Genomic DNA, 23,912 nt, shown 5'->3' on the forward strand with positions numbered 1-23,912 from the left:
CCGATTTCTACTTGCTCACGTTCTACTAGCTCACGGAAGCGGCTTTCTTCCGTGGCGCGGCCTTCTTTGCGGCAACTGCCTTCGTCGCACGCTTCTTGGTGATCGGCTTGGCCTTGACCGGCGCGTGCTGTGCGGTGAGAACCTCACTGAGGAACTTGCCCGTGTAGCTCTCGGGGACCGCGGCAACGTCTTCCGGCGTACCTTGCGCCACAACGGTTCCGCCGCCGGATCCACCCTCGGGTCCCATGTCGACGACCCAGTCCGACGTCTTGATCACGTCGAGATTGTGCTCGATCACGATCACGCTGTTGCCCTTGTCCACCAGACCGTTGATCACGATCAGGAGCTTGCGGATGTCCTCGAAATGCAGACCCGTGGTGGGCTCGTCGAGGATGTACACCGTGCGACCGGTGGACCGCTTCTGCAATTCGGCGGCGAGCTTGACGCGCTGCGCTTCACCACCGGACAGAGTCGGAGCCGGCTGACCCAGTCGGACATAGCCCAGGCCGACGTCGACCAGCGTCTTGAGGTACCGGTGAATTGAGGTGACCGGCTGGAAGAACTCGGCTGCTTCCTCGATAGGCATGTCGAGTACCTCGGCGATCGACTTGCCCTTGTAGTGGACCTCGAGCGTTTCGCGGTTGTACCGGGCGCCGTGGCACACCTCGCAGGGCACGTACACATCCGGCAGGAAGTTCATCTCGATCTTCAGCGTTCCGTCGCCGGAGCACGCCTCGCAGCGTCCGCCCTTGACGTTGAACGAGAATCGGCCGGGCTGGTAACCGCGGACTTTCGCTTCCGTGGTGGCCGCGAACAGGGTTCGGATCTTGTCGAACACGCCGGTGTACGTCGCCGCGTTCGATCGTGGAGTCCGGCCGATCGGAGACTGATCGACCTGCACGAGCTTGTCCAGCTGATCGAGACCGTTGATTCGTGTGTGACGCCCAGGTACCTGGCGTGCACCGTTGAGCTTGTTCGCCATGACGGTCGCGAGAATGTCGTTGACCAACGTCGACTTGCCCGAACCGGAGACACCGGTGACAGCGGTGAGAACACCCAGCGGGAAACTCACGTCGATGCCGTCGAGATTGTGCTCGCGAGCTCCGACGACCGTGACCTGGCGTTTGCGGTCCACCGGTCGACGAATGGCCGGAACCTCGATGAAGCTACGACCTGACAGGTAGGCGCCGGTCAGAGATTCTTCACACGTCAGCAGTTCTTCGTATGGCCCGCTGTGGACGACCTTGCCGCCGTGCTCGCCGGCGTACGGTCCGATGTCGACTACCCAGTCGGACGTGCGGATAGTGTCTTCGTCGTGCTCGACGACGATCAGCGTGTTGCCGAGGTCGCGCAAGCGCGTCAGGGTTTCGATCAGTCGTCGATTGTCACGCTGATGCAGGCCGATGGACGGCTCGTCGAGTACATACAGCACGCCGACGAGTCCGGAACCGATCTGCGTTGCCAAGCGGATTCGCTGGGCCTCGCCACCGGACAACGTGCCAGCGGCACGCGAGAGGGAAAGGTATTCCAAGCCGACGTCGAGCAGGAACCCGAGTCGTGCCTGAACTTCCTTGAGGACCTGACCCGCAATCGCCTCTTCGCGCGAACCGAGAGTGAGGCTGTTCAAGAAGTCCGCGCAATCGGAGATCGACAGTTCACAGACCTCGGCGATGGACTTACTGCCGAAGTCTCCAGCCGCGATAGTTACCGACAGGATTTCCGGGCGCAGGCGAGCACCACCACACGCCGGGCACGGCGTGTCGCGCATGTACCCGTCGTACCGTTCCTTCATCTGATCCGATTCGGTCTGCTCGAGCCGGCGATGCAGGAACGGCATCACACCTTCGAACTCCGCGTAGTAAGAACGGGTACGGCCGTACCGATTCTTGTACCGGACGTGAACCTGCTCCTCGCTGCCTTCGAGGATTGCTTTGCGGGCCTTCGCCGGCAACTTGTTCCACGGCGTCTTCATGTCGAAACCGAGGATGTCGCCGAGGCCGGAGAGCAACCGTCCGAAGTACTCCGAACTCTGGCCCATCGACCACGGCGCGATCGCTCCGTCTTCGAGACTCAGGTCGGGATCGGGAACCACCAGATCCGGGTCGACCTCCTTGCGGATACCGAGGCCGGTGCATTCCGGGCAGGCGCCGTAGGGCGAGTTGAAGGAGAACGAGCGCGGTTCGAGATCGTCGATCGCGAGTGCGTGGCCATTCGGGCAGGCCAACTTCTCGGAGAAACGACGCTCACGATCAGGTGCATTTTCTTCACGGTCGACGAAGTCGAGGACCACGATGCCTTCAGCCAAGCGAAGTGCGGTCTCGACCGAGTCGGTCAGGCGCTGCTTCGAACTCGCCTTGACCTGCAATCGGTCGACCACTACTTCGATGTCGTGCTTTTCCTGCTTCTTGAGCTTCGGCGGATCCGCCAGCGAATGGACGACACCGTCGACGCGCACTCGCGAGTAGCCCTGGGTATTGAGCTGATCGAAAAGGTCGACGAACTCGCCCTTACGAGTACGGACTACCGGTGCGAGGACCTGGAACTTGATGCCCTCTTCCATCTCGAGCACCTGGTCGACGATCTGCTGGGGCGTCTGACGTGCGATCTTCTCACCACACACCGGGCAGTGCGCCGAACCCGCGCGGGCATAGAGAAGTCGGAGGTAGTCGTAGACCTCGGTAATGGTGCCCACCGTCGAACGGGGGTTGCGGTTGGTCGACTTCTGGTCGATCGACACCGCAGGAGACAATCCCTCGATGAAGTCCACATCCGGCTTGTCCATCTGGCCGAGGAACTGACGCGCGTATGCCGAGAGCGACTCGACGTAGCGGCGCTGACCTTCGGCGAAGATCGTGTCGAACGCGAGGCTGGACTTGCCGGAGCCGGACAACCCGGTGAAGACGATCAGGCTGTCTCGCGGGAGGTCGAGATCGACTCCTCGCAGATTGTGCTCACGCGCACCCCGCACGATCAGGCGATCCGCCACACCAATTCCCTTCATTGTCAATCGTCCGGGGCCGTCCCCCCGGAGAAGTCTCGAGTGGCCTCGCAAACGCGAGTCCTCGAGCGATCGTCATCGTAGGCCGAGCCACCGACACGTTTTTCTCACCAGGCGAGCCCATCGCTCTACCTGCCCCTATTCGAAGGTAGCCTGCGTTTCATGACGAATCAGCCCATCGTGATCGACGACTCCTACACCGGTCAGGTCTCCCCCGATTCTGCCCCTCAGCGGCGCACAGTCGAAGGCGCCGTCATCACGAAGATGTCGGTCGGCCCCATGGACAACAACACTTACCTCGTCGCCTGTTCCACGACCGGGAAATCTCTCCTGATCGATGCGGCCAACGAAGCCGAGAAGATCATCGCGCTCATCGAACAGGAAGCACCTGTTTTCGATTCCATCGTCACCACCCACCAGCACGGCGATCACTGGTTGGCCCTCGAAGACGTTCACGCCGCAACCAAGGTGCCGACCGCCGCGCACCCCCTCGACGCAGAGGTCCTTCCCGTCACCCCGGACGTGCTCCTCGAAGACGGCGACAAGGTGACCGTTGGCAACTTGAGCCTCGACGTCATTCACCTGTCCGGCCACACGCCCGGCTCCATCGCGCTGGCTCTCACCGAACCGAGCGGACAGGTTCACCTCTTCACCGGCGACTCACTCTTCCCCGGCGGAGTAGGCAAGACCGCCGACCCCGAGAAGTTCACTTCTCTGCTCGACGACGTGGAAAACAAGCTGTTCGGAAGGTACGACGACGCGACTGTCGTCTACCCCGGGCATGGCAAGGACACGACGCTCGGCGCCGAGCGCCCGCACCTGGCGGAGTGGCGCGAACGCGGTTGGTGACGTTTCACCTGTTCCGTACTGGACCCCGCTAACCGACTTGGCTGTCGACCTGTTCACCGTTGACTCGAAGTCGCGGAAGCCAGGTCGACAGAGTCCGGCCCAGTCCTTCGACCATCCGTTCCCCGAACACACACAGCGTGCGTTCCCACGGATGGCCGAAGGTCCCTTCCGTGAAGTCGTCCCGACTGAATATGTAGTAGTCACCGTTCGGATAGACCGGGACACGCCACTCCGCAAGCTCCTTCGCAGCAGCGTGTGCCTCCGCGTCGAAGGTGTAGCCCGGATGCTGCCAATCCAGAACGACGAAGTTGGGATCGTCGTTCCAATCGGTGACAAAACAGCGCAACGCTTCGGCGTTGATCGCATCCACGCGAGCGGCCCACGCCCCTGGAGTCGCAGCTGGCGCCGCACCCAAATCGAAGACCACGGACGGGATGGGCTCGGCGATGGCGGGCCAAGACCGTGCGTCGATGCCGGGCGTGAACCCAAAGCGGTCACGAAAGATCGCCCAGTTTCTCTCGTTCTCCTCGTCCGACAGCTGTCCCCAGCCGGTGGGAAGGGTCGAGCCGAAGTTCTGAGTCATCTTGGTGGTCACAACACCATCGTGCTCGAACGGTGCGCATACTGTGACACCTTCGAACACGCCGTATGCGGATACGCGGTAACGGATACTTCAGAACGGTGTGTCCGGATCAGTGGAGAAGTCATCGTCGCAGTACAACGCGCTTCGGCGACCAGGAATCCGGCGACCGGGTCAGGCGTGCCGGGATCGCCGAACCGGACCAATTCCTTGTGAGATCGCTAGGGTGGAAAACGAACCTACATCGGGAGGCTTGAAACATGCTGGTACGTCGAATTGCTCGTCCACTGCTTTCCACGATCTTCATCGCCGGGGGAATCGATGCTTTGCGCAACCCCGCTCAGCGAGCAGCCAAAGCGTCACCGCTGATCGACAAATCCGTCGAGACGCTGCCAGGAGCAGTGACGCAGAAGGTGCCTGCTGATCCGGAAACACTCGTCAAGATCAACGCCGCCGTCCAGATCGGCGGCGGTGCCCTGCTGGCCACCGGCAAGGCGCCGCGGCTCGCGTCGTTGGTGCTCGCGGGGAGCCTGGTACCGACCACGCTTGCCGGTCACGACTTCTGGAACGAAACCGATCCGTCACTGCGAGCGATGCAGCGCACAAACTTCATCAAGAACGTCAGCTTGCTCGGCGGACTGATGATCGCCTCCGTCGACACCGAGGGCAAGCCGTCGCTCGGCTGGCGTGGCCGCCGCGCCGCGAAGAAGGCCCAGGCGTCTATCGCCGCAGCACTTCCATTGGTCGCATCGCAGACCGATCACACGAGCGATCGCGTCGAACACGCTCTGTCGGTGGCGTCCGAACGCGGTTCCGAACTTGCCGAAACCGCGAAGGCACACGGCACGGATTGGCTCGAACTTGCCAAGGAGCGCAGCTCCGAGTTCGCGGAGATCGCGAGCAAGCGAGCCGCGGAATTCGGAGAGGTCGCCAAGGAACGCGGCCCGGACATCCTCGAAGTCGCGCAGAAGCGCGGCTCCGAACTGGCCGAGACCGCACGCGAGCGCAGCGCCGAACTGGCAGAGCTGGCGAGCAAGCGCAGCTCGGAGTTCGCCGAACTCGCCCTCGAGAAGAGCAACGAGTGGGCCGAAACGGCGTCGGAGCAGACCGAGGTGCTGGGTAAGCGTGCTCGCAAGCGCGCAGAGAAGGCGCTCGAAAAGGCTCGCGCCAAGAAGGACGAATTGACGCACTGAGTGCACCGAAAGACACGGTCAGGCCACCTTCGGGTGGCCTGACCTGTATCTATGCGGCAGTTCATCTGGGGGAACTAGACTGTCTTGGCGCTTTTGCAGCGCGTGAATTTCTCATCAAGCCTAGGAGATCCTTTGCCCGACGCGGACCCGTCACTGAACGAGCAAGAGCTCGAGCAGCAGTACGTGACGATGTTGTACTCCCGTCTCGACGATCTTCGAAAGTATGCCCAAACTCGCTTGAGCACGGTCCTCCTCGAGACCGGCGGAACCCCGCAAGCACGCAGCGAACGCGAATCCTTCAACGCCATGTACACCGAGGATCTCGCCAAGTACGACGCAGCCGAGAACGGAATGTGTTTCGGACGCATCGACTTCGACGACGAGCGACGCTACGTCGGCCGACTGGGAATCCTGGACACCGACAACGACTACGAAACGCTGCTCCTCGACTGGCGAGCTCCGATGGCACGCCCGTTCTATCTGGCGACGCCCGCGGCACCTGAGGGCGTGAAGCGGCGACGCCATATTCGCAGTCGGAGCCGCACAGTCACCGGCATCAACGACGAATACCTGGACCTCGACGCGGCCCGCGCCGCAGGCGTGGTGACCGAAGCCGGCGGCGTCGCCGGTGAGAGCGCTCTCCTGGACGCTCTGAACGCAGCGCGTACGGGTCAGATGAACGACATCGTCGAGACCATTCAGAGTGAGCAGGATGCCATCATCCGCTCCGAGCACAAGAGCGTTTTGGTCGTCCAGGGCGGTCCGGGTACCGGCAAAACCGCAGTCGCCCTTCACCGTGCCGCCTTCTTGCTCTACACCTACCGCCAGCAACTGGCCAAGGCCGGTGTTCTCATCATCGGGCCGAACGCGACGTTCCTCGACTACATCAGCCAGGTCCTTCCTTCACTCGGTGAGACCGGAGTTCTACTCTCGACGATCGGGGACCTGTACCCCGGAGTGCGTGCGACTCGTACGGATTCCCTCGCCGCCGGTGAGATCAAGGGTTCCCTCGCGATCCTCGACGTGCTCAAGAACGCCGTCCGGGATCGGCAGGAAGTTCCGTCGAAGCCGATTACCCTTCGATTCGACACGTACGACTTGAAGCTGGATCGAAAGACTGTCACGAAGGCGCGCGGGCGTGCTCGGTCGTCGCGTCGCCCACACAACCTGGCGCGCCCGATCTTCGTGGCAGCAGTCATCGAGGCGTTGGCACTGCAGATGGCCGAACTCATCGGCGGAAACCTCGTCGACGGTGGGTCACTCCTCAGTCGGGACGACATCGCCGACATTCGCGACGAGATGCGTGAGGACCCTGACATCATGTCCGCCATCGGAAAGCTGTGGCCCGAATTGTCGCCGCAGCAAATCCTCGCGGAACTGTGGACGTCGCCGGCGAGGTTGGCCAAGGCAGCGCCGCAACTCGACGACGCCCAACGCGACGAGCTTCTGCAGAGCGTCGGACCGGGTTTCAGTGCGGCCGATGCTCCCCTGCTCGACGAACTGGCCGAGATTCTCGGCGTCGACGACGCCGCCGAACGCGAACGCGCACAACGTGAATGGCGCGCGCAGATCGCCGACGCCCAGGGCGCCCTCGACATCCTCACCGGGTCTGCACCACAGGATCTCGAAGACGAGATGGATCCCGAGATCTTGATGGCGTACGACTTGATCGACGCCAGCCAACTCGCCCAACGCCACGATCAGGGCCAGCGCCAGACCACGGCAGAACGCGCTGCCGGCGACCGAACCTGGACCTACGGTCACGTGATCGTCGACGAAGCCCAAGAGCTCTCCGAAATGGCGTGGCGAATGCTGATGCGGCGCATACCGAATCGCTGGATGACGTTGGTCGGCGATACAGCTCAGACCGGTGATCCCGCGGGAACTTCGTCCTGGCAGAAGATTCTCGAGCCTTACGTCGCCAAGCGCTGGAAGCTCACCGAACTGACCGTCAACTACCGAACTCCCTCGGAGATCATGGATGTCGCGCACCGTGTGCTCGAAGAGATCGACCCGGAGCAATCCGTGCCCCGGTCGGTACGCGACAGCGGATTCGCGCCGTGGGCGCTCAAGACCACGGCCGAAGAATTGGAATCGACCGTGCGCCGTTGCATCGAGTCCGAGTCGCATCCCGGTATCACCGCAGTGATCGCCGGTTCCGAGGTCGTTGCCGATCTGGCGGGCATTGCGAGTGACACCGTAAGCGTCCTGTCCGTCAAGGACGTCAAGGGACTCGAGTTCGACACAGTGTTGATCGTCGAACCTGCCGACATTCTCGACGAGTCACCACGCGGAATGAACGACCTCTACGTCGCATTGACCCGCGCTACCCAGAGGCTCGGCATCATTCACGTCGAGTCGCTCCCCTCGGTTCTCGACGGCGTCGAAGCAGCAGAGTTGGCCTTCGATTCGTGAGCATCACGGAGTAGGTTCGTGCGTGACACCACGAATGGTGGTGTCACTCCAATTTGTGTCGACGACTGAAGGAATGACCCCTCGTGCTTGGCCTGCCCGCAAGTTCCGCCGCACCCATCCGCAAGATCGCTCGCGTGGTGATCGGCGTCGGGATGCTTGCGGCGGTGACAGCCGGTTGCTCAGAGGATGATTCGAGTTCGACGGCTGCTGCCGGCAGCGACGACATCGCTGCTGTTGCTGCCGCACCGACAGAAAAACCGGTAGACGAGGCAGATCGGCTGCGGGCGGCGCTTGCGTCTACCGGGGTCACGCCCGCCTTCTCCGACGACATGTTGCAGGCGCTCGGTGACGGCGTCTGCCAGCAGCTCGCGGCCGGAACGGATCGAGCGATGATCATCGCGAATCTGCGGGCGGTATCGCTGAACGGAGCAAGCGAACCAATGGTCACCTCCGGAAACGGCTCGGCCGCATCGACAACACCCCCCAGCGCCGATCAGCTGGCTGAAGTGTTCGTCGATGCGGCCGAGGCCGACTACTGCCGGTAGTTCAGCGAACGGTGTGCACGATCAGGACATCGGACGTCGCCTTGCGAGCGGCATCGGAAGGCACCGATCCGAGTAGACGCCCGGTCAACGTGTTCAATCCGCGATTTCCGACGACCAGCAAGTCGCCCTTCACCTCGTCGAGCAAAGCGAGAAGCGATTCGACGGGAGCGCCGACGACGGCGCGCTCGACAACATCTTTTGCCCCCTGGGCATGTGCGCGCTCACGAGCGGTGCGAAGGATCTCGTAGGTCGGAGCGGAACCGGTGACCTGGTAGGCCTCGTTACCCAACGCATCAGCGGCAGCGCTCACGTCCTTGGGATCAGCCGGGTAGTACGCACACGCGATGACGAGCTGAGCGTCCGAGCCACTGGCAATGGCGGCAGCTCTGTCGACTGCCTTCAGTGACGACTCGGAGCCATCGGTTCCTACGACAACGGTCCGGTAGGCACTCATTCATTCCTCCATGGTTACGGGACGGACGGTACGGCCGGCACCGGGCGCAACGCTGTTGCGCCCGCTCGACAACCGCTGCGCTGACATTAGCGGGATTGTGCCGCGGATAGTGTTATTTGCAGTACACGCCACAAGCCCACAGTGAATGTGATTCTTCGTCACAGACACATTTGTTCGGTGGTGACCACTCAGCGAAGTTTGCCGAAGCGGGGCCCGAACAGCGCCGCCGGAAATACTTCCTGCTCGACCAGGGCGGTACGCCACGGCGTCGCCAATTCCAGCAACCGCTTGGCACCCTCCTCACCCAGCGCATCCCACGGAGCCAAAGCGAGGTCGTCCGTCAGGTCTTCGACGACGTCACGCAAGTCCTGCCCGTCCTCGGTCAGCGCACCGGACGAACGATCCAGCAGTTCGCGGTCCTTCAAACTCTCGACGGCCTCGTCCCACTGTTCCTGCGACCATCCGCGACGAGTCTGCGCGAATTTGCGCTGAAACCCGATTCCCGTCGCGGTGTGCGTGATCAACGCGTCCAGGCCGTTCAATCCCGCGGTCTGAAGGGCCGCAATGTGGCCGTCACCGCGATACTCACGCAGCAGTGTCAGCGCGTGCCAGAAACGCAGGTGCGGCTCGGCCGGCCAGTCGAGCGACGCCCAACCCGCGTACAGAGGGCGGCCGTCCACTCCAGGAATGTTCTGGGCAGCGATCGACACGAGTTCGGCGGCCTCGGCCATGTCCGCCGATCCTGTCACGTCTGCACCGAACAGGCGGACGTACGCCGCGTCGATTGCCCGATACCGCGCGGCGACAACCTCTGTGTGCCTTGCCAATTCCCAGGCACGTGGGATGACACTGGCGATCAATTCAGGATTGAAGTTGAAGAAGGTGGCCGTGACGACAGTCGCGGGTGGAGCGCCGAGCGGAGCTGATCGCCCGGCAAAGTACACCATTCGGCCAGGCTCCAACCCGACGCCGACAAGTTCCTTCTCCGTCTCCGGGACGAAGTACGCCAAGGAATGGAGAAGTTCGAGAGTCCGCGCGGTCTTGCCTGCAGTCTGTGCATCCATACCTGAAACCGTAGCGGTCGAAAGCACGAACGCACGCGAGGCGACCTACTTGAGACCCGCGGCGTCCATTCCTCGAAGCTCCTTCTTCAAATCCGAGATTTCGTCTCGCAATCGCCCAGCCAACTCGAACTGAAGGTCACGTGCAGCGTTCATCATCTGATCGGTGAGTTCCTTGACCAGATCTGCCAATTCGGCCCGAGGCATCGATTTGGTGTCGCGCCCCTCGTACACACCCGCACTGACCGCACGACCGGCCTCACCCTGCGCACGCCGACCACGCGTCGCATTGCGACCCGAACCACCGACGTCCACGGACGCCGCAGTGTCCTCTGCCTCCTCGTACACCTGATCGAGAATGTCCGCGATCTTCTTGCGTAGAGGTTGTGGGTCGACGCCCATCTTCTCGTTGTAGGCGACCTGCTTCTCGCGTCGTCGCTCGGTTTCCTCGATGGCCTGCGCCATGGAAGCGGTGATCTTGTCCGCATACATGTGCACTTGACCGGATACATTTCGAGCCGCTCGGCCGATCGTCTGAATGAGGCTGGTGGAGCTACGTAGGAAACCTTCTTTGTCGGCATCGAGAATCGCGACCAGCGACACCTCGGGAAGGTCGAGTCCCTCACGCAGGAGGTTGATGCCGACCAGCACGTCGTACTCCCCCAGGCGGAGCTGACGGAGCAACTCGACTCGCCGGAGCGTATCGATATCCGAGTGCAGGTAGCGGACGCGAATACCGAGTTCGAGCAGGTAATCGGTCAGATCTTCCGACATCTTCTTGGTCAACGTCGTGACCAGCACACGCTCGTCACGTTCCGCTCGCTCGCGGATTTCGTGAACGAGATCGTCGATCTGTCCCTTGGTGGGTTTGACGATGACCTCGGGATCGATCAATCCGGTCGGGCGGATCACCTGCTCGACGAACTCACCGCCGGACTGACCCAACTCGTACTTACCTGGTGTCGCCGACAAGTAGACGGTCTGACCGATCCGCTGACTGAATTCTTCCCAAGTCAGAGGGCGGTTGTCTGTTGCCGACGGTAGCCGGAATCCGAACTCGACCAGGTTTCGCTTGCGCGACATATCGCCCTCGTACATGGCGCCGATCTGAGGAACCGTCACGTGCGACTCGTCGATGACCAGAAGGAAATCTTCCGGGAAGTAGTCGATCAAGGTTGCGGGGGCAGTTCCAGGGCCACGGCCGTCGATGTGGCGCGAGTAGTTCTCGATGCCGGAGCAGAATCCGACCTGTTTGATCATCTCGAGGTCGTACTGCGTACGCATGCGCAGACGCTGAGCCTCGAGGAGCTTGCCCTTGCCTTCGAGCTCGGCGAGTCGCTCTTCGAGTTCCGCCTCGATGTCCTTGGCGGCACGCTCCATGCGTTCAGGGCCGGCGACGTAGTGCGTCGCCGGGAAGATACGAACCGTGTCGACCTGGCGAACGATGTCACCAGTCAGTGGATGGAGGTAGTACAGTGCCTCGATCTCGTCACCGAAGAATTCGATGCGGACCGCCAGCTCTTCGTACGACGGAATGATCTCGACCGTGTCGCCGCGCACGCGGAACGAACCTCGCGTGAACGCCATGTCGTTGCGGTTGTACTGAACGTCGACGAGCAGACGCAGGAACGCATCCCGCGGCACCTCCACACCGACGTCCAGCTGAATTGAGCGATCGAGGTACGACTGCGGTGTACCGAGGCCGTAGATGCACGACACCGAGGCCACCACGACCACGTCCCGTCGTGACAGAAGGCTGGACGTCGCCGAGTGGCGCAGCCGCTCGACATCGTCGTTGACGGACGAATCCTTCTCGATGTAGGTGTCCGTCTGGGCGATGTACGCCTCGGGTTGGTAGTAGTCGTAGTACGAGACGAAGTACTCGACCGCGTTGTTGGGTAGCATTTCCCGAAGCTCGTTCGCGAGCTGAGCCGCCAAAGTCTTGTTCGGAGCCATCACCAGAGCCGGGCGCTGCAGCTTCTCGATCAACCACGCAGTCGTGGCCGACTTACCGGTACCGGTCGCACCGAGGAGGACTACGTCCTTCTCCCCCTCGTTGATCCGTTTCTCCAGCTCGGCGATAGCTGCCGGCTGATCGCCTGCCGGTTCGTACGGGCTGACGACCTCGAAGCGCGCGTCTGAGCGCTCGATGTCACCAACCGGCCGAAACTCGGAATGCGCGACCACGGGATGTTCGGAAGCAAACGCCATGAAACCAGGGTAAGCGCACCTACCGACACAATGCCCGCTCGTCCGCGTTCAGCCGAAAATGCAGTTCGGCGGTAGGTTCTTCGACCATGAGCGAGGAACGTCCCCACATTCACCGGCCGAAGGTCGAAACCTTCGACATCGCAGCTCGCACCAACGTCGATCCCAAGGGCTTCGTTCGCCCGGTCGAGCACTACCGCGAAGAACCGTGGGGGCTGTACATGGCGCGCCACGCCGACCATCCCCGGTTTCACTACCTGGAGTCCTGGATTATTCCCGAACTCGGAATTCGGGCGTCGATCCTGCACTTCACCCCGGAACACATCCGAGACTGGGATTTCTATGTCGACATCGGCGACTTCATCCGCGGCGACCAGGTCTGGACGTCCGAGGACCACTACCTCGACCTGATCGTGCAGACCGGACGCAGCGTCGAATTGCTCGACGTCGACGAATTGCTCGAGGCGAACACCGCCGGGATTCTCGACCCGAAGACGTCAGAGCGTGCGATGCTGAACGCGGCCCGCGCTATCGACGGCATCGCCGCCCACGGTCACGATCTCGACGCCTGGCTCACCTCGGTGGGCATGCCGGTCACGTGGCGCTGAGTGGTTAGAGGGACCAGCCTGATTTCTCGGCCCACTCCCATGCCCGGTGGAAAGCGGCGTCGAACCACGGCGTCTTGACTCCCAGGTAGGCGTCGATCGCAGCGGCGTAGTCGTCGATGCCGGCGGCACTCTCGGCTGCCTTGACCTTGAGTTCGGCATATTCGGCACGCGCCGACGCATCGGAGCGAAGCCAGTCGCGGAAGAGGATCGCGAACTGCTGACCTGGCCAACCGTCCACCCGAATGTGAATGTTCGCGCGGCGCCCTGGATCGGCACTCCCGTGGATCCGCTTCGCCCACACCGCCGGATCGGTCTCGCCACCGAGGTACGACGGTTTCGGGTCGTCGGCGACGATGTGCTCGATCCGGGGGAACCCGGCAGCGGCCAGATCTTCCGCGAGGTCGTCGGCAACGCCGAGGTGCTCGACAGTGATCTGAATGTCGATCACGTCCTTGGCATCGAGACCAGGCACTGCGGTCGATCCGATGTGATCGATACGGCGCGCGCGGTCACCGGACGCCAACGACAACCGGCCGATGATTCGTTCGGCCTGCGCCGGCCACGACGGGTCGGCTGGAGTCAGCTCGGGCAGTGCGCGCACTACCGTGCCCTCGCGGAGGTTCTTCTCGAAGGGAACAAGTCGATTCGCCCACAAGTCGCGGACCACGTCGTCGAGTGAACCCGGCTCTCCGCTGTTGTCGAGCCACACGTCGGCAACAGCACGACGCTGATCGTCATTTGCCTGCGCTGCGATGCGCGCACGAGCGTCGGATTCAGGCATGCCGCGCGAGCCCACCAAGCGTCGAACTCGTTCCTCCTCGTCGACGTAAACGATGACGACCAGATTGAATGCCGGCGCCATCGAACCCTCGACCAACAGCGGAATATCTTGAACGAGCACTGCATCCGACGGCGCAGACGAAATCTGCTCCATCGTCCGCGCACCGATCAGTGGGTGGAGGATGCCGTTGAGAGTTCCGCGTGACGTGTCGTCGGCAAACGCCAACGACGCCAGCGCGGGTCGGTTGAGGCTGCCGTCCTCGGACAGAATCCCGTCGCCGAATGCATCGACCAGAGCGGCAAGTCCCGGAGTACCGGGCTCGACCACTTCTCGGGCGATCAGGTCAGCGTCGACGATGACGGCTCCCAGTTCGCTGAGGATTTTCGACACTGTCGACTTACCGGCTCCGATGCCTCCAGTGAGGCCAACTCTCAACACACTCGACAGTCTCTCATCTCCGCGCCCGAGAGATTCAGACACGCCTACTGATCGAACACGCCGGGGCGTTCGAGGCTCAAATACCACAATTTTGGTGACCGTGCGGTTATGTTCTAGCGAACGCACCTGTACCTGCACCTTCTCGAGAAAGTGGACGCCATGCGAGCAGATCGCGACCATCACGGTCAGCACCGCCTCGGAATGCCGAACGGCGTGCACTGCATAGAGTTTCCCGAAGTTGCTTTTGCCCTGGCAGAGCACCGTCGTACGTGGTTCACGATGCTCGTGAGCCAAGGCCGACACAGCTTCGCGTCGATGCGTAAGCGCACAGCCGAAGCGACCGCCACCTACTGGGTGCCTGCTCCCGCAAACTGAGTTCTCTTCACAAAGTACAAAATGACCGGCAACCCTACGGTGCCGGTCATTTTTGTGTTCACTCACTGAATTGATTCTTCGCTCGCAAGTGACACCTGGCAGAGAGAAGAACCCCGCCCCTGCACGTGCAGGGGCGGGGTTCTTCACAGATCTCGCCTGATCAGATCAAGCGGTAATCCTTATGCGTTGCCCGACAGCTTCTCGCGAAGTGCGGCGAGCTGTGCATCGCTGGCAAGCGATCCGCCAGCGGACTCGGCCGGAGCGGAGCCGGCAGCAGCCGGAGCCTCGGCGTCCTCTGCAGCAGCCGTCTCCGAGGAGTAGCCGGCAGCAGCGGTGGCAGCCTCAGCGGCCTCGTCTGCAGCGGTCTTCTCCATCTGAGCGGTGTGCATCTTGTGGCGACGCTCAGCCTCGGCGTAGCGGTTCTCCCACTCTTCACGCTGCTTGTCGAAGCCCTCGAGCCATTCGTTGGTCTCGGGATCGAAGCCCTCGGGGAAGATGTAGTTGCCCTGCTCGTCGTACGAGTCGGCCATGCCGTACTTGGACGGATCGAACTCGGCGTTGTAATCCTCGTTGGCCTGCTTCAGCGACAGCGAGATACGACGACGCTCGAGGTCGATGTCGATGACCTTGACGAGTGCATCGTCGCCGACGCCGACAACCTGGTCCGGAACCTCGACGTGGCGCTCAGCGAGCTCCGAGATGTGAACGAGGCCTTCGATTCCCTCTTCGACGCGCACGAATGCACCGAACGGAACCAGCTTCGTGACCTTGCCGGGCACGATCTGGCCGATGGCGTGCGTGCGGGCGAACTGACGCCACGGATCTTCCTGCGTTGCCTTGAGCGACAGGGAGACGCGCTCGCGGTCCAGGTCGACGTCGAGAACCTCGACGGTGACCTCGGTGCCGACCTCGACAACCTCGGACGGGTGATCGATGTGCTTCCAAGACAGCTCGGAAACGTGAACCAGACCGTCTACGCCGCCCAGGTCCACGAATGCACCGAAGTTGACGATGGAGGACACGACGCCCTTGCGGACCTGGCCCTTCTGGAGCTGGTGCAGGAATTCGCTGCGAACCTCGGACTGAGTCTGCTCGAGCCATGCGCGGCGCGACAGGACCACGTTGTTGCGGTTCTTGTCGAGCTCGATGATCTTGGCCTCGATCTCCTTGCCGACGTACGGCTGGAGGTCGCGGACGCGACGCATTTCGACGAGCGAAGCGGGGAGGAAGCCACGAAGACCGATGTCAAGGATGAGGCCGCCCTTGACGACCTCGATGACGGTGCCCTTGACGGCCTCGTCCTTCTCCTTGAGCTCCTCGATGGTGCCCCAGGCACGCTCGTACTGAGCGCGCTTCTTCGACAGGATCAGTCGACCTTCTTTGTCCTCCTTGGTGAGGACGAGAGCCTCGACCGCATCTCCCACGGAGACGACCTCATTGGGGTCGACGTCGTGCTTGATGGAGAGCTCACGAGAAGGGATGACGCCTTCGGTCTTGTAACCGATGTCGAGCAGAACCTCGTCGCGGTCGACCTTGACGATGGTTCCTTCGACGATGTCGCCATCGTTGAAGTACTTGATCGTGGCATCGATGGCGGCGAGGAAGTCCTCGGCGGAGCCAATGTCGTTAATGGCAACCTGCGGCGAGGTGACGGTTGTGGAGGGCATATGTTGAATTGCTCCGGACGAGTTGTGGTCGGTTGATGGATTTTGTCGGACGAGATGCGCAACTGTGGCGTACAAATGTTGGAAGTACTTTGTGAAGTACTAGATCGAAGTACCCAGCTGCATCAATAACGAACAACCGAATACCGGATCACATTCCACACCGCGGAAGCGCACCGCGAGCTCCCTCGGTCCGACCGATTCCGAGACCTTGGTAAAGATCTCGTATAGACAATCGGTCGGATGACAGACACTCGCGTGAGTAAGACTACGCGTCGGCTATCTTGCCGGGCAAACCCGGGTACCCTGCGCCCGCATCACCCGTTCTACTGTGTTGTTCATGTCTGACGAGCGCCATGCCGCTGCCAATTCCATTCTCGGTACCAGCGGCGTCGGCCGAGTCCGTGTCGATTCGAGTTCCAGCGACCGCGCCAGCCGTGCGTGGTGGGACGCCGACGCCGACGATTACCACCGAACCCACGGCGAGTTTCTGGGCGTGAACAGCGCGGAAGGTGAATTCGTCTGGTGCCCCGAAGGGCTGCACGAGGGCGATCACCACTTGCTCGGCGACATAGTCGACAAAGACATATTGGAAGTGGGTTGCGGCTCGGCGCCGTGTGCCCGATGGCTCGCCGGACATGGTGCTCGGGCCGTCGGTCTCGACATCTCGATGGGGATGCTCGCCCGCGGGCAGGACGCGATGAATGCCGGCGGACCGGCCGTCCCGTTGATTCAGGCAAGTGCGGAACTCCTGCCGTTTGCCGACGAGAGTTTCGACATCGTTTGTTCTGCGTTCGGCGCCGTCCCGTTCGTTGCCGATTCGCAGCGAGTGATGAACGAAGTCGCCCGGGTTCTGCGTCCCGGCGGATCGTGGGTCTTTGCCGTCAACCATCCGATTCGATGGATCTTCCCCGACGATCCCGGGCCGAAGGGCTTGACCGCGACCCTCCCCTACTTCGACCGCACCCCGTATGTCGAGGTCGATGACAACGGAGTCCCCACCTACGTCGAGCATCACCGCACCATCGGCGACCGGGTTCGTGAGATCGTCGCGGCCGGACTTCAGGTGCGCGACATCATCGAGCCCGAATGGCCGGAGTGGTTGGACCGCGAATGGGGACAGTGGAGTCCCCTGCGCGGCCAACTCTTTCCGGGCACTGCAATTTTCAGCGCCGTCAAACCCTGACGGCTACAGCAGCTTCGACAGGAAAGCCTTGGTCCGGTCGTGCTGAGGATTGGCCAGGAGTTCCCGCGGCTCGCCTGCCTCGACCACAACTCCCCCGTCCATGAAGACCAACTGGTCGGCGACCTCGCGGGCGAAACCCATCTCGTGGGTGACGACCACCATCGTCATGCCTTCTTTGGCCAACTGCTTCATCACGGTGAGAACTTCACCGACCAGTTCGGGGTCGAGCGCGGACGTCGGCTCGTCGAACAGCATGAGCTTCGGGTCCATCGCGAGAGCGCGGGCGATGGCAACTCTTTGCTGCTGACCACCCGACAACTGGGCCGGGTAGGCGTTGGCTTTGGCGCTCAACCCGACCTGATCGAGGAGGTCCTTCGCTCGTTCGACAGCCTTCTTCTTACTGACGCGCTTCACCTGCGTCGGCGCTTCGATGATGTTCTCGAGAGCGGTGCGGTGCGGGAACAGATTGAAGTGCTGAAACACCATCCCGATGTCGCGGCGTTGTTTGGCCGCTGCTCGCGGGTGAAGTTCGTACAGTTTTCCGTTCTTCTCCGAGTAGCCCACCAGGTCGCCGTCGACGTACAGTCGGCCGGCGTTGACCTGCTCGAGGTGATTGATGCAGCGCAAGAACGTCGACTTGCCCGACCCGGACGGCCCGACGAGACACAGGACCTGACCGGGGTCGATTTCGAGCGAAATCCCTTTCAGGACCTCCAATGCGCCGAAGTTCTTACAAACTCGGTCTGCTTTCACCATGGGGGTCATTTGCGTTCTCCTCCGGGGGTATCCGGAAGCGTTTCCACTACCGTAGCTTTTCCTTGCGCGTCGGCCAGTGCCTGAAGTTGGCGTGTGGTCAGTGCTCGGGTTGCGCCCTTCGAATAGTGACGCTCGACGTAGTACTGCCCGATCATGAGCAGACTCGTGATTGCGAGGTACCACGTCGCCGCCACCATCAACAGGGGAATCGGCTCGAAGTTGGCGCCCGAGATATCGCGCGCTCGACCGTACAACTCGAAGCTGTAAGGGACCGCCGTCACGAGCGAGGTGGTCTTGAGCATGCTGATGACCTCGTTACCGGTCGGCGGAATGATGACGCGCATCGCCTGCGGTAGAACGGTTCGTCGCATCGTCTGACTCCACGTCATACCCAATGCAACAGATGCTTCGGTCTGGCCCTCGTTGACCGAACTCACGCCGGCGCGGACGATCTCGGCCATGTAGGCGGCCTCGTTCAATGCCAAACCGATCACGGCAAACAGAAACGCTGCCTGCAAGTCCTGGAGATTGATGTGCGCAAACTGATGTACGAAGGGAATACCGAGATCGATGCTCTTGTAAATCGACGGGAACAGGCCCCAGAAGACCAACTGCACGTAGACAGGTGTTCCTCGAAAGATCCACAGATAGCCCCAAGCCGCGGCGCGAAGCACCGGGTTGGGAGAGAGTCGCATGACTGCCAGAATCACACCGAGGACGATCGCGATCACCATTGCCAGCACCGTCAGCTGGATCGTTGTCCACGCACCAGCGGAGATGCGTTTGTCGAACAGATACTGACCGTAAGTCCCCCATGCAAAGGCTTCGTTGGTCGCCGCGCCGTAAACGAACAGTCCGAAGAGGACCACGACGACGACCGCGGCAATCCAACGACCAGGTCTGCGTAGTGGAATCGCCTTGATCGGCACCGGATCGCCGGTCTCAGTTGTTGTCATGTTCATCAGCTTTCCGCGCCGTTGATCTTGGATACTTCGATGACGCCGGCCTCGACACTCCAGGTCTGCGCGATCTGTTGATAGACACCGTTGTTGATCAGGTACTGCATTGCCTGCTGCAGGGCGGGACCGAGGGCGGAGCCCTTCACGATCGGCCAGCCGTAAGGCGCCGAATCGAAGGGTTCTCCCGCAGCTTCCATCCGGCCCTTGCTCCGTTTGATCGCATAGCCGGTCACTGGTGAATCAGCGGACAGCGCGTCGACTCGACCGAGAATGAGCGCGTTGGCCGCGTCGTCCTGGCTGTCGTACTTGATCTTGTCGATCGGGGGTTTGCCCTCGGCCACGCAGGCCTCGCTCTTGGCAGGCACCTCGTCGATGTCCTCGGTGGTCGTGGTCTGCACCGCCACCCGAAGCCCGCACGCATTGTTCGGATCGACTGGCTTGTCCGGCCGCTGGGCCCACTGGATACCCGCGCTGTAGTACGTGACGAAGTCGACCGTCTTCTCGCGCTCCTTGGAGTCGGTGAACGAAGACATGCCGAGGTCGTAGCTTCCCGACTGAATAGCGGGGATGATCTTGTCAAAGTCGGCTTGGTTGAAGACAGCTTCGACCCCGAGCACGGCGGCAACGGCATTCATCAGGTCGACGTCGAAACCGACGATGTTGCCGTCCGCGTCCTTGAATTCGTTTGGCGCGTAAGGAATGTTGACCCCGACCTGCAGTTTGCCCGAATCCGTGACCTTGGACGGCAGAAGTGCGGCGATCTCGGGCACCTTCTGGACATCAAGTGGCGGCCCTTCCGGAACGAGACCCTCGTTGTTGGTGACACATCCGCCGCACAATGCGATGATCAAGCCCACCAACAGGACTCGCACCACGTTGGCGCGGATACGCCCGCCACTGCTCGAGCCATAACTCACGCCACGTGGCCTTGGTGCCCGTGCGTTTTCATCGACCACGACTCTGCTCTCCACTCGTCGATCGCCGCACTTGCAACGTCCATCCGAAATTCAGTCGAACGGTAGGTTACGGCAGGAGTTCCACCGTCGCCGACTTCGCAAGATTCCGGCCTGTCGTACAAGAATCAGCGACGCAGAGTGTGTGCGTACACGACTTCGGAAAATTCGCTGGTCGATGCCAAACCGCCGAGGTCGGCGGTCGCGATGCCCGACGCGATGGTCGTGCGAACCGCGTCTGAAATGCGGCGTGCTGCCGCAGACAACAACCGATCGCCACGCGCATCACCGAGCCAGTCGAGCATCATTGCACTCGAGAGGAACAGTGCCGTCGGGTTCGCCCGATTCTTCCCGGCGATGTCGGGTGCTGCACCGTGCGCAGCCTGAGCCATGACCTGCGTCTCGGAAGCGTTGATCGACGGCGCGGTTCCGAGTGAACCGGACAGCTCGCCCGCCAGATCCGACAAAATGTCGCCGAACATGTTTTCGGTCACCACGACATCGAAGTCGCCGCCGCGCCGAACCAGGTGCGCCGCCATCGCGTCGACGTGCTCGTCGTCGACGACTACGTGTGGGTACTCCGCAGCGACGGTTCGGCAGGCGTCACGGAACAGGCCGGTGGTCAGTGTGAGGACGTTGGCTTTGTGGACGATCGTGACGTGATTGCGCCGTCGCGACGCCAACGCGAAGGCAGTGCGTGCGATCCGTTCACACGCAGCGCGGGTGAACACACCGACGGCCAGCGCGATGTCGGGCGTCGGCATGAACTCGCCGCTGCCGACTGCCATGTTCCGATCCGCGTACAACCCCTCGGTGTTCTCGCGGACGATCACCAGATCCATGTCGGGGACCATTGCCTTGACACCGGGGAACGCCGCTGCCGGCCGAATGTTCGCGAACAGCTCGAACTTCTTCCGGATGACGCCGCCGGGTGTGAGTTGTCCGCGAAACCTCTCCGGATAGGACGCACTGTCGTGGGGTCCGAGAATCCAACCCTGCAGCTGCCCCAACCCATCGATGGTCTCGTCGGGAATCGGCGTGCCGTGGCTGTCGATGGCCGTACTCCCGAGCGGAAGCTCGACCCACTCGACGGGCGGAGCATGAACCGCTGACAACGCCGCATCCACGATCTGCCGTGTCGCCGGGACGATTTCGTGGCCGATTCCGTCGCCGTGCATGAGCCCCAGCCGCATGGCCGAAGTACCGATTGCGCTCGCACCTGTCATCAGGCAATCATTGCTCACCATGGTCCAGTCGGTGGAATTGCTCCTCGATCCAGTGAGTGAGTCGGCAGTGCGAGCACAATGGCAGCTACTCGCCGACGCCGGTTTACCGAGTCAGGCCTCTCATCACAGCCCGTCCAACCGTCCGCACATCACGCTGTTCGTCGCCCGTGAGATCCCCGCGGAGATCGACGAACTGTTGAAGCGGCGCTTCTCGGCCCCGGACTTCGAGGTCCGACTCGGTGGCTACGTCGTGTTCGGCGGCAAGCAGATGGTCTTGGCGCGCTCGGTCATTCCTTCGCGCGCACTCCTTCACCTGCACCGAGAAATAGCCGAGTCAACAGTTGACTCGACGGCACTTCCCGCCCACGTCGAGCCCGGCGCGTGGACGCCTCATGTAACGCTCGCCCGACGCGTCGAACCTGCACGTCTGGGTGAAGCCATCGCCCTGCTGGGCACCGACGTGATTCAAGGGCGCTGCGGCGCGATCAGGCGCTGGGACGGCGAACAGAAGACGGAGTGGTTACTGACGCCGCCGCTGTGACAGATCGGGTTGCACGTCGGGTCACCAGGATTCCCGCGATCACCGCGAGTGCACCAACCGGCTGATTCCAGCCAACGCTTTCGTTCAAGACTATTGCGCCGAGAGCGACGCCCACCACTGGACTGAGGTAAGTGACGGTGGACGCCGCAGTCGGCCCCCACCCCTGAACGACATTGGTGTTCCAGATGAATGCGAGCCCGGTCCCCAGTGCGCCCAGAGCGATCATCGACAGGACAACTGCCGGCGTCAGGTGCATCGGTGTATTCGCGATGACCGGTGAGGCCAGAACCATCACGAATGCACCGATACTGATCTGCAATAACGCGACCGTGCGGGTGTCGACGCCGAGAGGAAGCACGAAACGTCTGAGGTAGACAAACGAAATCCCGTACGAGGCAGTCGCTCCCAGGCAAGCGACCTGAGAACTGACACTTCCGCCGACGCCGAGATTCCACGGCGCCAATACGATCAGCACCCCCCCGAATCCGAGAAGCAACCCCAGCGATTTGTATCGCGTCAGCGTCGCCCCCGGCAGAAAGGCAAGGGAGACAGCCATAGTCATCAGTGGCGTGGTGGCGTTGTAGATGCTCGCGAGTCCCGAGGACATGTTTTGCTCCGCCCAACTGAACAGCAGCCACGGCACGATGCATTGTGTCGCTGCGAGAAAAGCCATGTGTTTCCAGACGCGAAAGTCCCTCGGTAGGCCGATCCGGCTGACCGCTGACACGAGAACCAGCGCGAGCGCACCGAAGACCAAGCGCCACAGAACTACCTGCGTGAAGGACAGACCTTCGAGCCCGATCTTCATGAAGAGGAAACTGGCTCCCCACACCACCGCAGCTGCGGTGTATTGAAAGGCCAGACTTGCCCTCAAAGGGTGAAGTCTCCGTGCGGACTGACGTCGTGACGAGTGTCGGGCGTTCGGCCGGCAAGAGCTAGTACGTTCAGGACCAGTAGGACCAAGACGCTGACGACGATGATTGCCATGTGTCCAGCCTGACGGAATGTCCCACGTGGCAGTAGTGGCAGAAAAGCCAGACTTGGACGATTTTCTGCCACTTTCCTGTTTTTCTGTCACACTCGAAAGATGCTCGCGAAAGTGGTGGTCCCACTGATGCCGATGACCGAGGCGTTCGAACTCGGCGTGGCATGTGAAGTCTTCGGCTTCGACCGATCCGACGACGGCCTCCCCACGTACGACTTCTCTCTGATCGCCGCAGTTCCGGGTCCGATCCGAACGCGGTTCGGGTACAACATCGATGTTCCGTACAACCTCGATTCTCTCGACGACGCCGATCTCATCGTCGTGTCCGCCGGCGGAACCTACGACGCCGGCGACGCGTACATGTGCTCACCGAGTCCCGACTCGAGTGTCGATCCCCTGTTGGTCAAACTCAACGAGGCCGTAGCCCGGGGCGCCAAGGTGGCGAGTCTGTGCACCGGAGCGTTTGTCCTCGGGGCGGCTGGACTACTGGACGGAAGGCGATGCACGACGCATTGGCGGCATGCAGAGAGGCTTGCCCAGACGTATCCGGAAGCCAAGGTCGATCCGGACGTGTTGTACGTGGACGAAGATCCGGTGTTCACCAGCGCAGGCACCGCGGCAGGAATTGACCTGTGCCTGCACATCGTCCGAAAAGAACAGGGTTCTCGCGTTGCCAATGGCATCGCGAGAAGGATGGTGGTGCCGCCCCATCGTGACGGTGGGCAAGCCCAGTACGTTGCCACTCCCCTCGCCTCGACGCCGAGTGCAACCCTTGCCCCGCTCCTCGACTGGATGACGGAGAACCTCGCCCTCGACCTCACTGTGGGCATGGTCGCAGCCCGCGCGAACATGTCCGCGCGCACGTTCGCGCGCCGTTTCCAAGCGGAAACGGGAACAACCCCCGCCCGCTGGCTCAGCGATCAGCGAGTACTGGCCGCCCAACATCTCCTCGAGAATTCCGACCTCTCCGTCGACGTCATCGCAGAACGCGTCGGATTCGGCGGCGGTGCCGTGCTTCGCCAGCACTTCATTCGTCTGCGTTGCACCACGCCGCAGGCCTACCGCCGGACGTTTCGGGCGACCGAGAACGCAAGCTGAAATCGGCTCAGGGAAGAATCAGCGGTTCCGGGGCGTTGC

General features: G+C 62.0%; 21 protein-coding genes. 9 read left to right on the forward strand and 12 right to left on the reverse strand.

What is annotated here, in order from left to right; translation table 11 throughout:
- Positions 1–25 precede the first annotated feature (25 nt).
- Positions 26–2,986: an excinuclease ABC subunit UvrA gene (uvrA, locus tag ASU23_RS05745; RefSeq protein WP_024487477.1), complete on the reverse strand. Its 2,961-nt coding sequence runs from the start codon at positions 2,984–2,986 to the stop codon at positions 26–28.
- A 174-nt stretch (positions 2,987–3,160) separates the two neighbouring features.
- Between uvrA and ASU23_RS05750 the strand changes: the two genes are divergently transcribed.
- Positions 3,161–3,847: an MBL fold metallo-hydrolase gene (locus ASU23_RS05750; protein ID WP_054187410.1), complete on the forward strand. Its 687-nt coding sequence runs from the start codon at positions 3,161–3,163 to the stop codon at positions 3,845–3,847.
- A 28-nt stretch (positions 3,848–3,875) separates the two neighbouring features.
- On the opposite strand, the gene ASU23_RS05755 is transcribed toward ASU23_RS05750, so the two are convergent.
- A complete protein-coding gene (locus ASU23_RS05755; RefSeq protein WP_230793111.1) occupies positions 3,876–4,442 on the reverse strand; it encodes a DUF2716 domain-containing protein in 567 nt (188 codons plus the stop codon).
- A gap of 245 nt (positions 4,443–4,687) precedes the next feature.
- Here ASU23_RS05755 and ASU23_RS05760 point away from each other — a divergent pair, with 245 nt between their 5' ends.
- From ASU23_RS05760 to ASU23_RS05770, 3 genes are all read left to right on the forward strand, one after another.
- A complete protein-coding gene (locus ASU23_RS05760) occupies positions 4,688–5,620 on the forward strand; it encodes a DoxX family protein (protein WP_003944048.1) in 933 nt (310 codons plus the stop codon).
- A gap of 132 nt (positions 5,621–5,752) precedes the next feature.
- Positions 5,753–8,035: an ATP-binding domain-containing protein gene (locus tag ASU23_RS05765; protein ID WP_007728751.1), complete on the forward strand. Its 2,283-nt coding sequence runs from the start codon at positions 5,753–5,755 to the stop codon at positions 8,033–8,035.
- 83 nt (positions 8,036–8,118) lie between these two features.
- The gene (locus ASU23_RS05770) at positions 8,119–8,580 is read left to right on the forward strand and encodes a DUF732 domain-containing protein (RefSeq protein ID WP_007728747.1); all 462 of its coding nucleotides are present in this window, start codon (positions 8,119–8,121) and stop codon (positions 8,578–8,580) included.
- 1 nt (position 8,581) lies between these two features.
- Here ASU23_RS05770 and ASU23_RS05775 read toward each other — a convergent pair whose 3' ends face one another.
- The 3 genes from ASU23_RS05775 to uvrB all read right to left on the reverse strand — a co-directional run bounded on the left by ASU23_RS05775 (position 8,582) and on the right by uvrB (position 12,306).
- Positions 8,582–9,034 (reverse strand): universal stress protein, encoded by a 453-nt coding sequence (locus ASU23_RS05775; RefSeq protein WP_003944055.1) that lies wholly within the window; start codon positions 9,032–9,034, stop codon positions 8,582–8,584.
- Between the two features lie 188 nt (positions 9,035–9,222).
- Complete coding sequence (locus ASU23_RS05780; RefSeq protein ID WP_058037516.1) at positions 9,223–10,098, reverse strand: hypothetical protein; 876 nt, start codon at positions 10,096–10,098, stop codon at positions 9,223–9,225.
- Positions 10,099–10,143: 45 nt separating this feature from the next.
- A complete protein-coding gene (gene uvrB / locus ASU23_RS05785) occupies positions 10,144–12,306 on the reverse strand; it encodes an excinuclease ABC subunit UvrB (RefSeq protein WP_007728743.1) in 2,163 nt (720 codons plus the stop codon).
- Positions 12,307–12,392: 86 nt separating this feature from the next.
- Here uvrB and ASU23_RS05790 point away from each other — a divergent pair, with 86 nt between their 5' ends.
- Positions 12,393–12,911, forward strand: a complete 519-nt coding sequence (locus ASU23_RS05790; RefSeq protein ID WP_054187412.1) for a DUF402 domain-containing protein — start codon at positions 12,393–12,395, stop codon at positions 12,909–12,911.
- A 4-nt stretch (positions 12,912–12,915) separates the two neighbouring features.
- Here the strand turns inward: ASU23_RS05790 and coaE are convergent, their stop codons facing one another.
- Positions 12,916–14,130, reverse strand: a complete 1,215-nt coding sequence (gene coaE / locus ASU23_RS05795; protein WP_058037517.1) for a dephospho-CoA kinase — start codon at positions 14,128–14,130, stop codon at positions 12,916–12,918.
- Positions 14,131–14,289: 159 nt separating this feature from the next.
- Between coaE and ASU23_RS05800 the strand changes: the two genes are divergently transcribed.
- On the forward strand, positions 14,290–14,505 hold the full coding sequence (locus ASU23_RS05800) for a hypothetical protein (RefSeq protein WP_003944056.1): 216 nt from the start codon (positions 14,290–14,292) through the stop codon (positions 14,503–14,505).
- A 179-nt stretch (positions 14,506–14,684) separates the two neighbouring features.
- Here the strand turns inward: ASU23_RS05800 and rpsA are convergent, their stop codons facing one another.
- The gene (gene rpsA, locus ASU23_RS05805; protein WP_058037518.1) at positions 14,685–16,172 is read right to left on the reverse strand and encodes a 30S ribosomal protein S1; all 1,488 of its coding nucleotides are present in this window, start codon (positions 16,170–16,172) and stop codon (positions 14,685–14,687) included.
- Positions 16,173–16,509: 337 nt separating this feature from the next.
- On the opposite strand from rpsA, the gene ASU23_RS05810 reads away from it, so the two are divergent.
- The gene (locus ASU23_RS05810) at positions 16,510–17,355 is read left to right on the forward strand and encodes a class I SAM-dependent methyltransferase (RefSeq protein ID WP_058037538.1); all 846 of its coding nucleotides are present in this window, start codon (positions 16,510–16,512) and stop codon (positions 17,353–17,355) included.
- A 3-nt stretch (positions 17,356–17,358) separates the two neighbouring features.
- On the opposite strand, the gene ASU23_RS05815 is transcribed toward ASU23_RS05810, so the two are convergent.
- The 4 genes from ASU23_RS05815 to ASU23_RS05830 form a co-directional block, all read right to left on the reverse strand.
- Positions 17,359–18,120 (reverse strand): amino acid ABC transporter ATP-binding protein, encoded by a 762-nt coding sequence (locus ASU23_RS05815; RefSeq protein WP_019748634.1) that lies wholly within the window; start codon positions 18,118–18,120, stop codon positions 17,359–17,361.
- The gene (locus ASU23_RS05820; protein WP_019748635.1) at positions 18,117–19,073 is read right to left on the reverse strand and encodes an amino acid ABC transporter permease; all 957 of its coding nucleotides are present in this window, start codon (positions 19,071–19,073) and stop codon (positions 18,117–18,119) included. The genes ASU23_RS05815 and ASU23_RS05820 overlap by 4 nt, the downstream gene beginning before the upstream one ends.
- Positions 19,073–19,945, reverse strand: a complete 873-nt coding sequence (locus ASU23_RS05825) for an ABC transporter substrate-binding protein (RefSeq protein WP_156423106.1) — start codon at positions 19,943–19,945, stop codon at positions 19,073–19,075. Before ASU23_RS05825 ends, ASU23_RS05820 begins: the two co-directional genes overlap by 1 nt.
- A 206-nt stretch (positions 19,946–20,151) precedes the next feature.
- Complete coding sequence (locus ASU23_RS05830) at positions 20,152–21,249, reverse strand: isocitrate/isopropylmalate dehydrogenase family protein (protein ID WP_039972997.1); 1,098 nt, start codon at positions 21,247–21,249, stop codon at positions 20,152–20,154.
- Here ASU23_RS05830 and ASU23_RS05835 point away from each other — a divergent pair.
- Complete coding sequence (locus tag ASU23_RS05835) at positions 21,215–21,790, forward strand: 2'-5' RNA ligase family protein (RefSeq protein WP_172827025.1); 576 nt, start codon at positions 21,215–21,217, stop codon at positions 21,788–21,790. The genes ASU23_RS05830 and ASU23_RS05835 overlap by 35 nt on opposite strands.
- Here the strand turns inward: ASU23_RS05835 and ASU23_RS05840 are convergent.
- On the reverse strand, positions 21,735–22,664 hold the full coding sequence (locus ASU23_RS05840) for a DMT family transporter (protein ID WP_058037521.1): 930 nt from the start codon (positions 22,662–22,664) through the stop codon (positions 21,735–21,737). The genes ASU23_RS05835 and ASU23_RS05840 overlap by 56 nt on opposite strands.
- Before the next feature lie 213 nt (positions 22,665–22,877).
- Between ASU23_RS05840 and ASU23_RS05850 the strand changes: the two genes are divergently transcribed.
- The gene (locus tag ASU23_RS05850) at positions 22,878–23,873 is read left to right on the forward strand and encodes a helix-turn-helix domain-containing protein (protein ID WP_003944097.1); all 996 of its coding nucleotides are present in this window, start codon (positions 22,878–22,880) and stop codon (positions 23,871–23,873) included.
- The last annotated feature ends 39 nt before the right edge of the window (positions 23,874–23,912 follow it).

Origin of the sequence: Rhodococcus sp. KB6 (assembly GCF_001445685.1) — a bacterium.
GTDB lineage: Bacteria > Actinomycetota > Actinomycetes > Mycobacteriales > Mycobacteriaceae > Rhodococcus_F > Rhodococcus_F qingshengii.

What these genes read in the sequence shown, in the direction of transcription:
- ASU23_RS05750 (WP_054187410.1), top strand. Translation starts at nt 3,161, where the DNA reads ATGACGAATCAGCCCATCGTGATCGACGACTCCTACACCGGTCAGGTC.
- ASU23_RS05760 (WP_003944048.1), top strand. Translation starts at nt 4,688, where the DNA reads ATGCTGGTACGTCGAATTGCTCGTCCACTGCTTTCCACGATCTTCATC.
- ASU23_RS05775 (WP_003944055.1), bottom strand. Translation starts at nt 9,034, where the DNA reads ATGAGTGCCTACCGGACCGTTGTCGTAGGAACCGATGGCTCCGAGTCG.
- ASU23_RS05780 (WP_058037516.1), bottom strand. Translation starts at nt 10,098, where the DNA reads ATGGATGCACAGACTGCAGGCAAGACCGCGCGGACTCTCGAACTTCTC.
- uvrB (WP_007728743.1), bottom strand. Translation starts at nt 12,306, where the DNA reads ATGGCGTTTGCTTCCGAACATCCCGTGGTCGCGCATTCCGAGTTTCGG.
- ASU23_RS05790 (WP_054187412.1), top strand. Translation starts at nt 12,393, where the DNA reads ATGAGCGAGGAACGTCCCCACATTCACCGGCCGAAGGTCGAAACCTTC.
- ASU23_RS05800 (WP_003944056.1), top strand. Translation starts at nt 14,290, where the DNA reads ATGCGAGCAGATCGCGACCATCACGGTCAGCACCGCCTCGGAATGCCG.
- rpsA (WP_058037518.1), bottom strand. Translation starts at nt 16,172, where the DNA reads ATGCCCTCCACAACCGTCACCTCGCCGCAGGTTGCCATTAACGACATT.
- ASU23_RS05810 (WP_058037538.1), top strand. Translation starts at nt 16,510, where the DNA reads ATGTCTGACGAGCGCCATGCCGCTGCCAATTCCATTCTCGGTACCAGC.
- ASU23_RS05815 (WP_019748634.1), bottom strand. Translation starts at nt 18,120, where the DNA reads ATGACCCCCATGGTGAAAGCAGACCGAGTTTGTAAGAACTTCGGCGCA.
- ASU23_RS05820 (WP_019748635.1), bottom strand. Translation starts at nt 19,073, where the DNA reads ATGAACATGACAACAACTGAGACCGGCGATCCGGTGCCGATCAAGGCG.
- ASU23_RS05835 (WP_172827025.1), top strand. Translation starts at nt 21,215, where the DNA reads ATGGCCGAAGTACCGATTGCGCTCGCACCTGTCATCAGGCAATCATTG.
- ASU23_RS05830 (WP_039972997.1), bottom strand. Translation starts at nt 21,249, where the DNA reads ATGACAGGTGCGAGCGCAATCGGTACTTCGGCCATGCGGCTGGGGCTC.
- ASU23_RS05850 (WP_003944097.1), top strand. Translation starts at nt 22,878, where the DNA reads ATGCTCGCGAAAGTGGTGGTCCCACTGATGCCGATGACCGAGGCGTTC.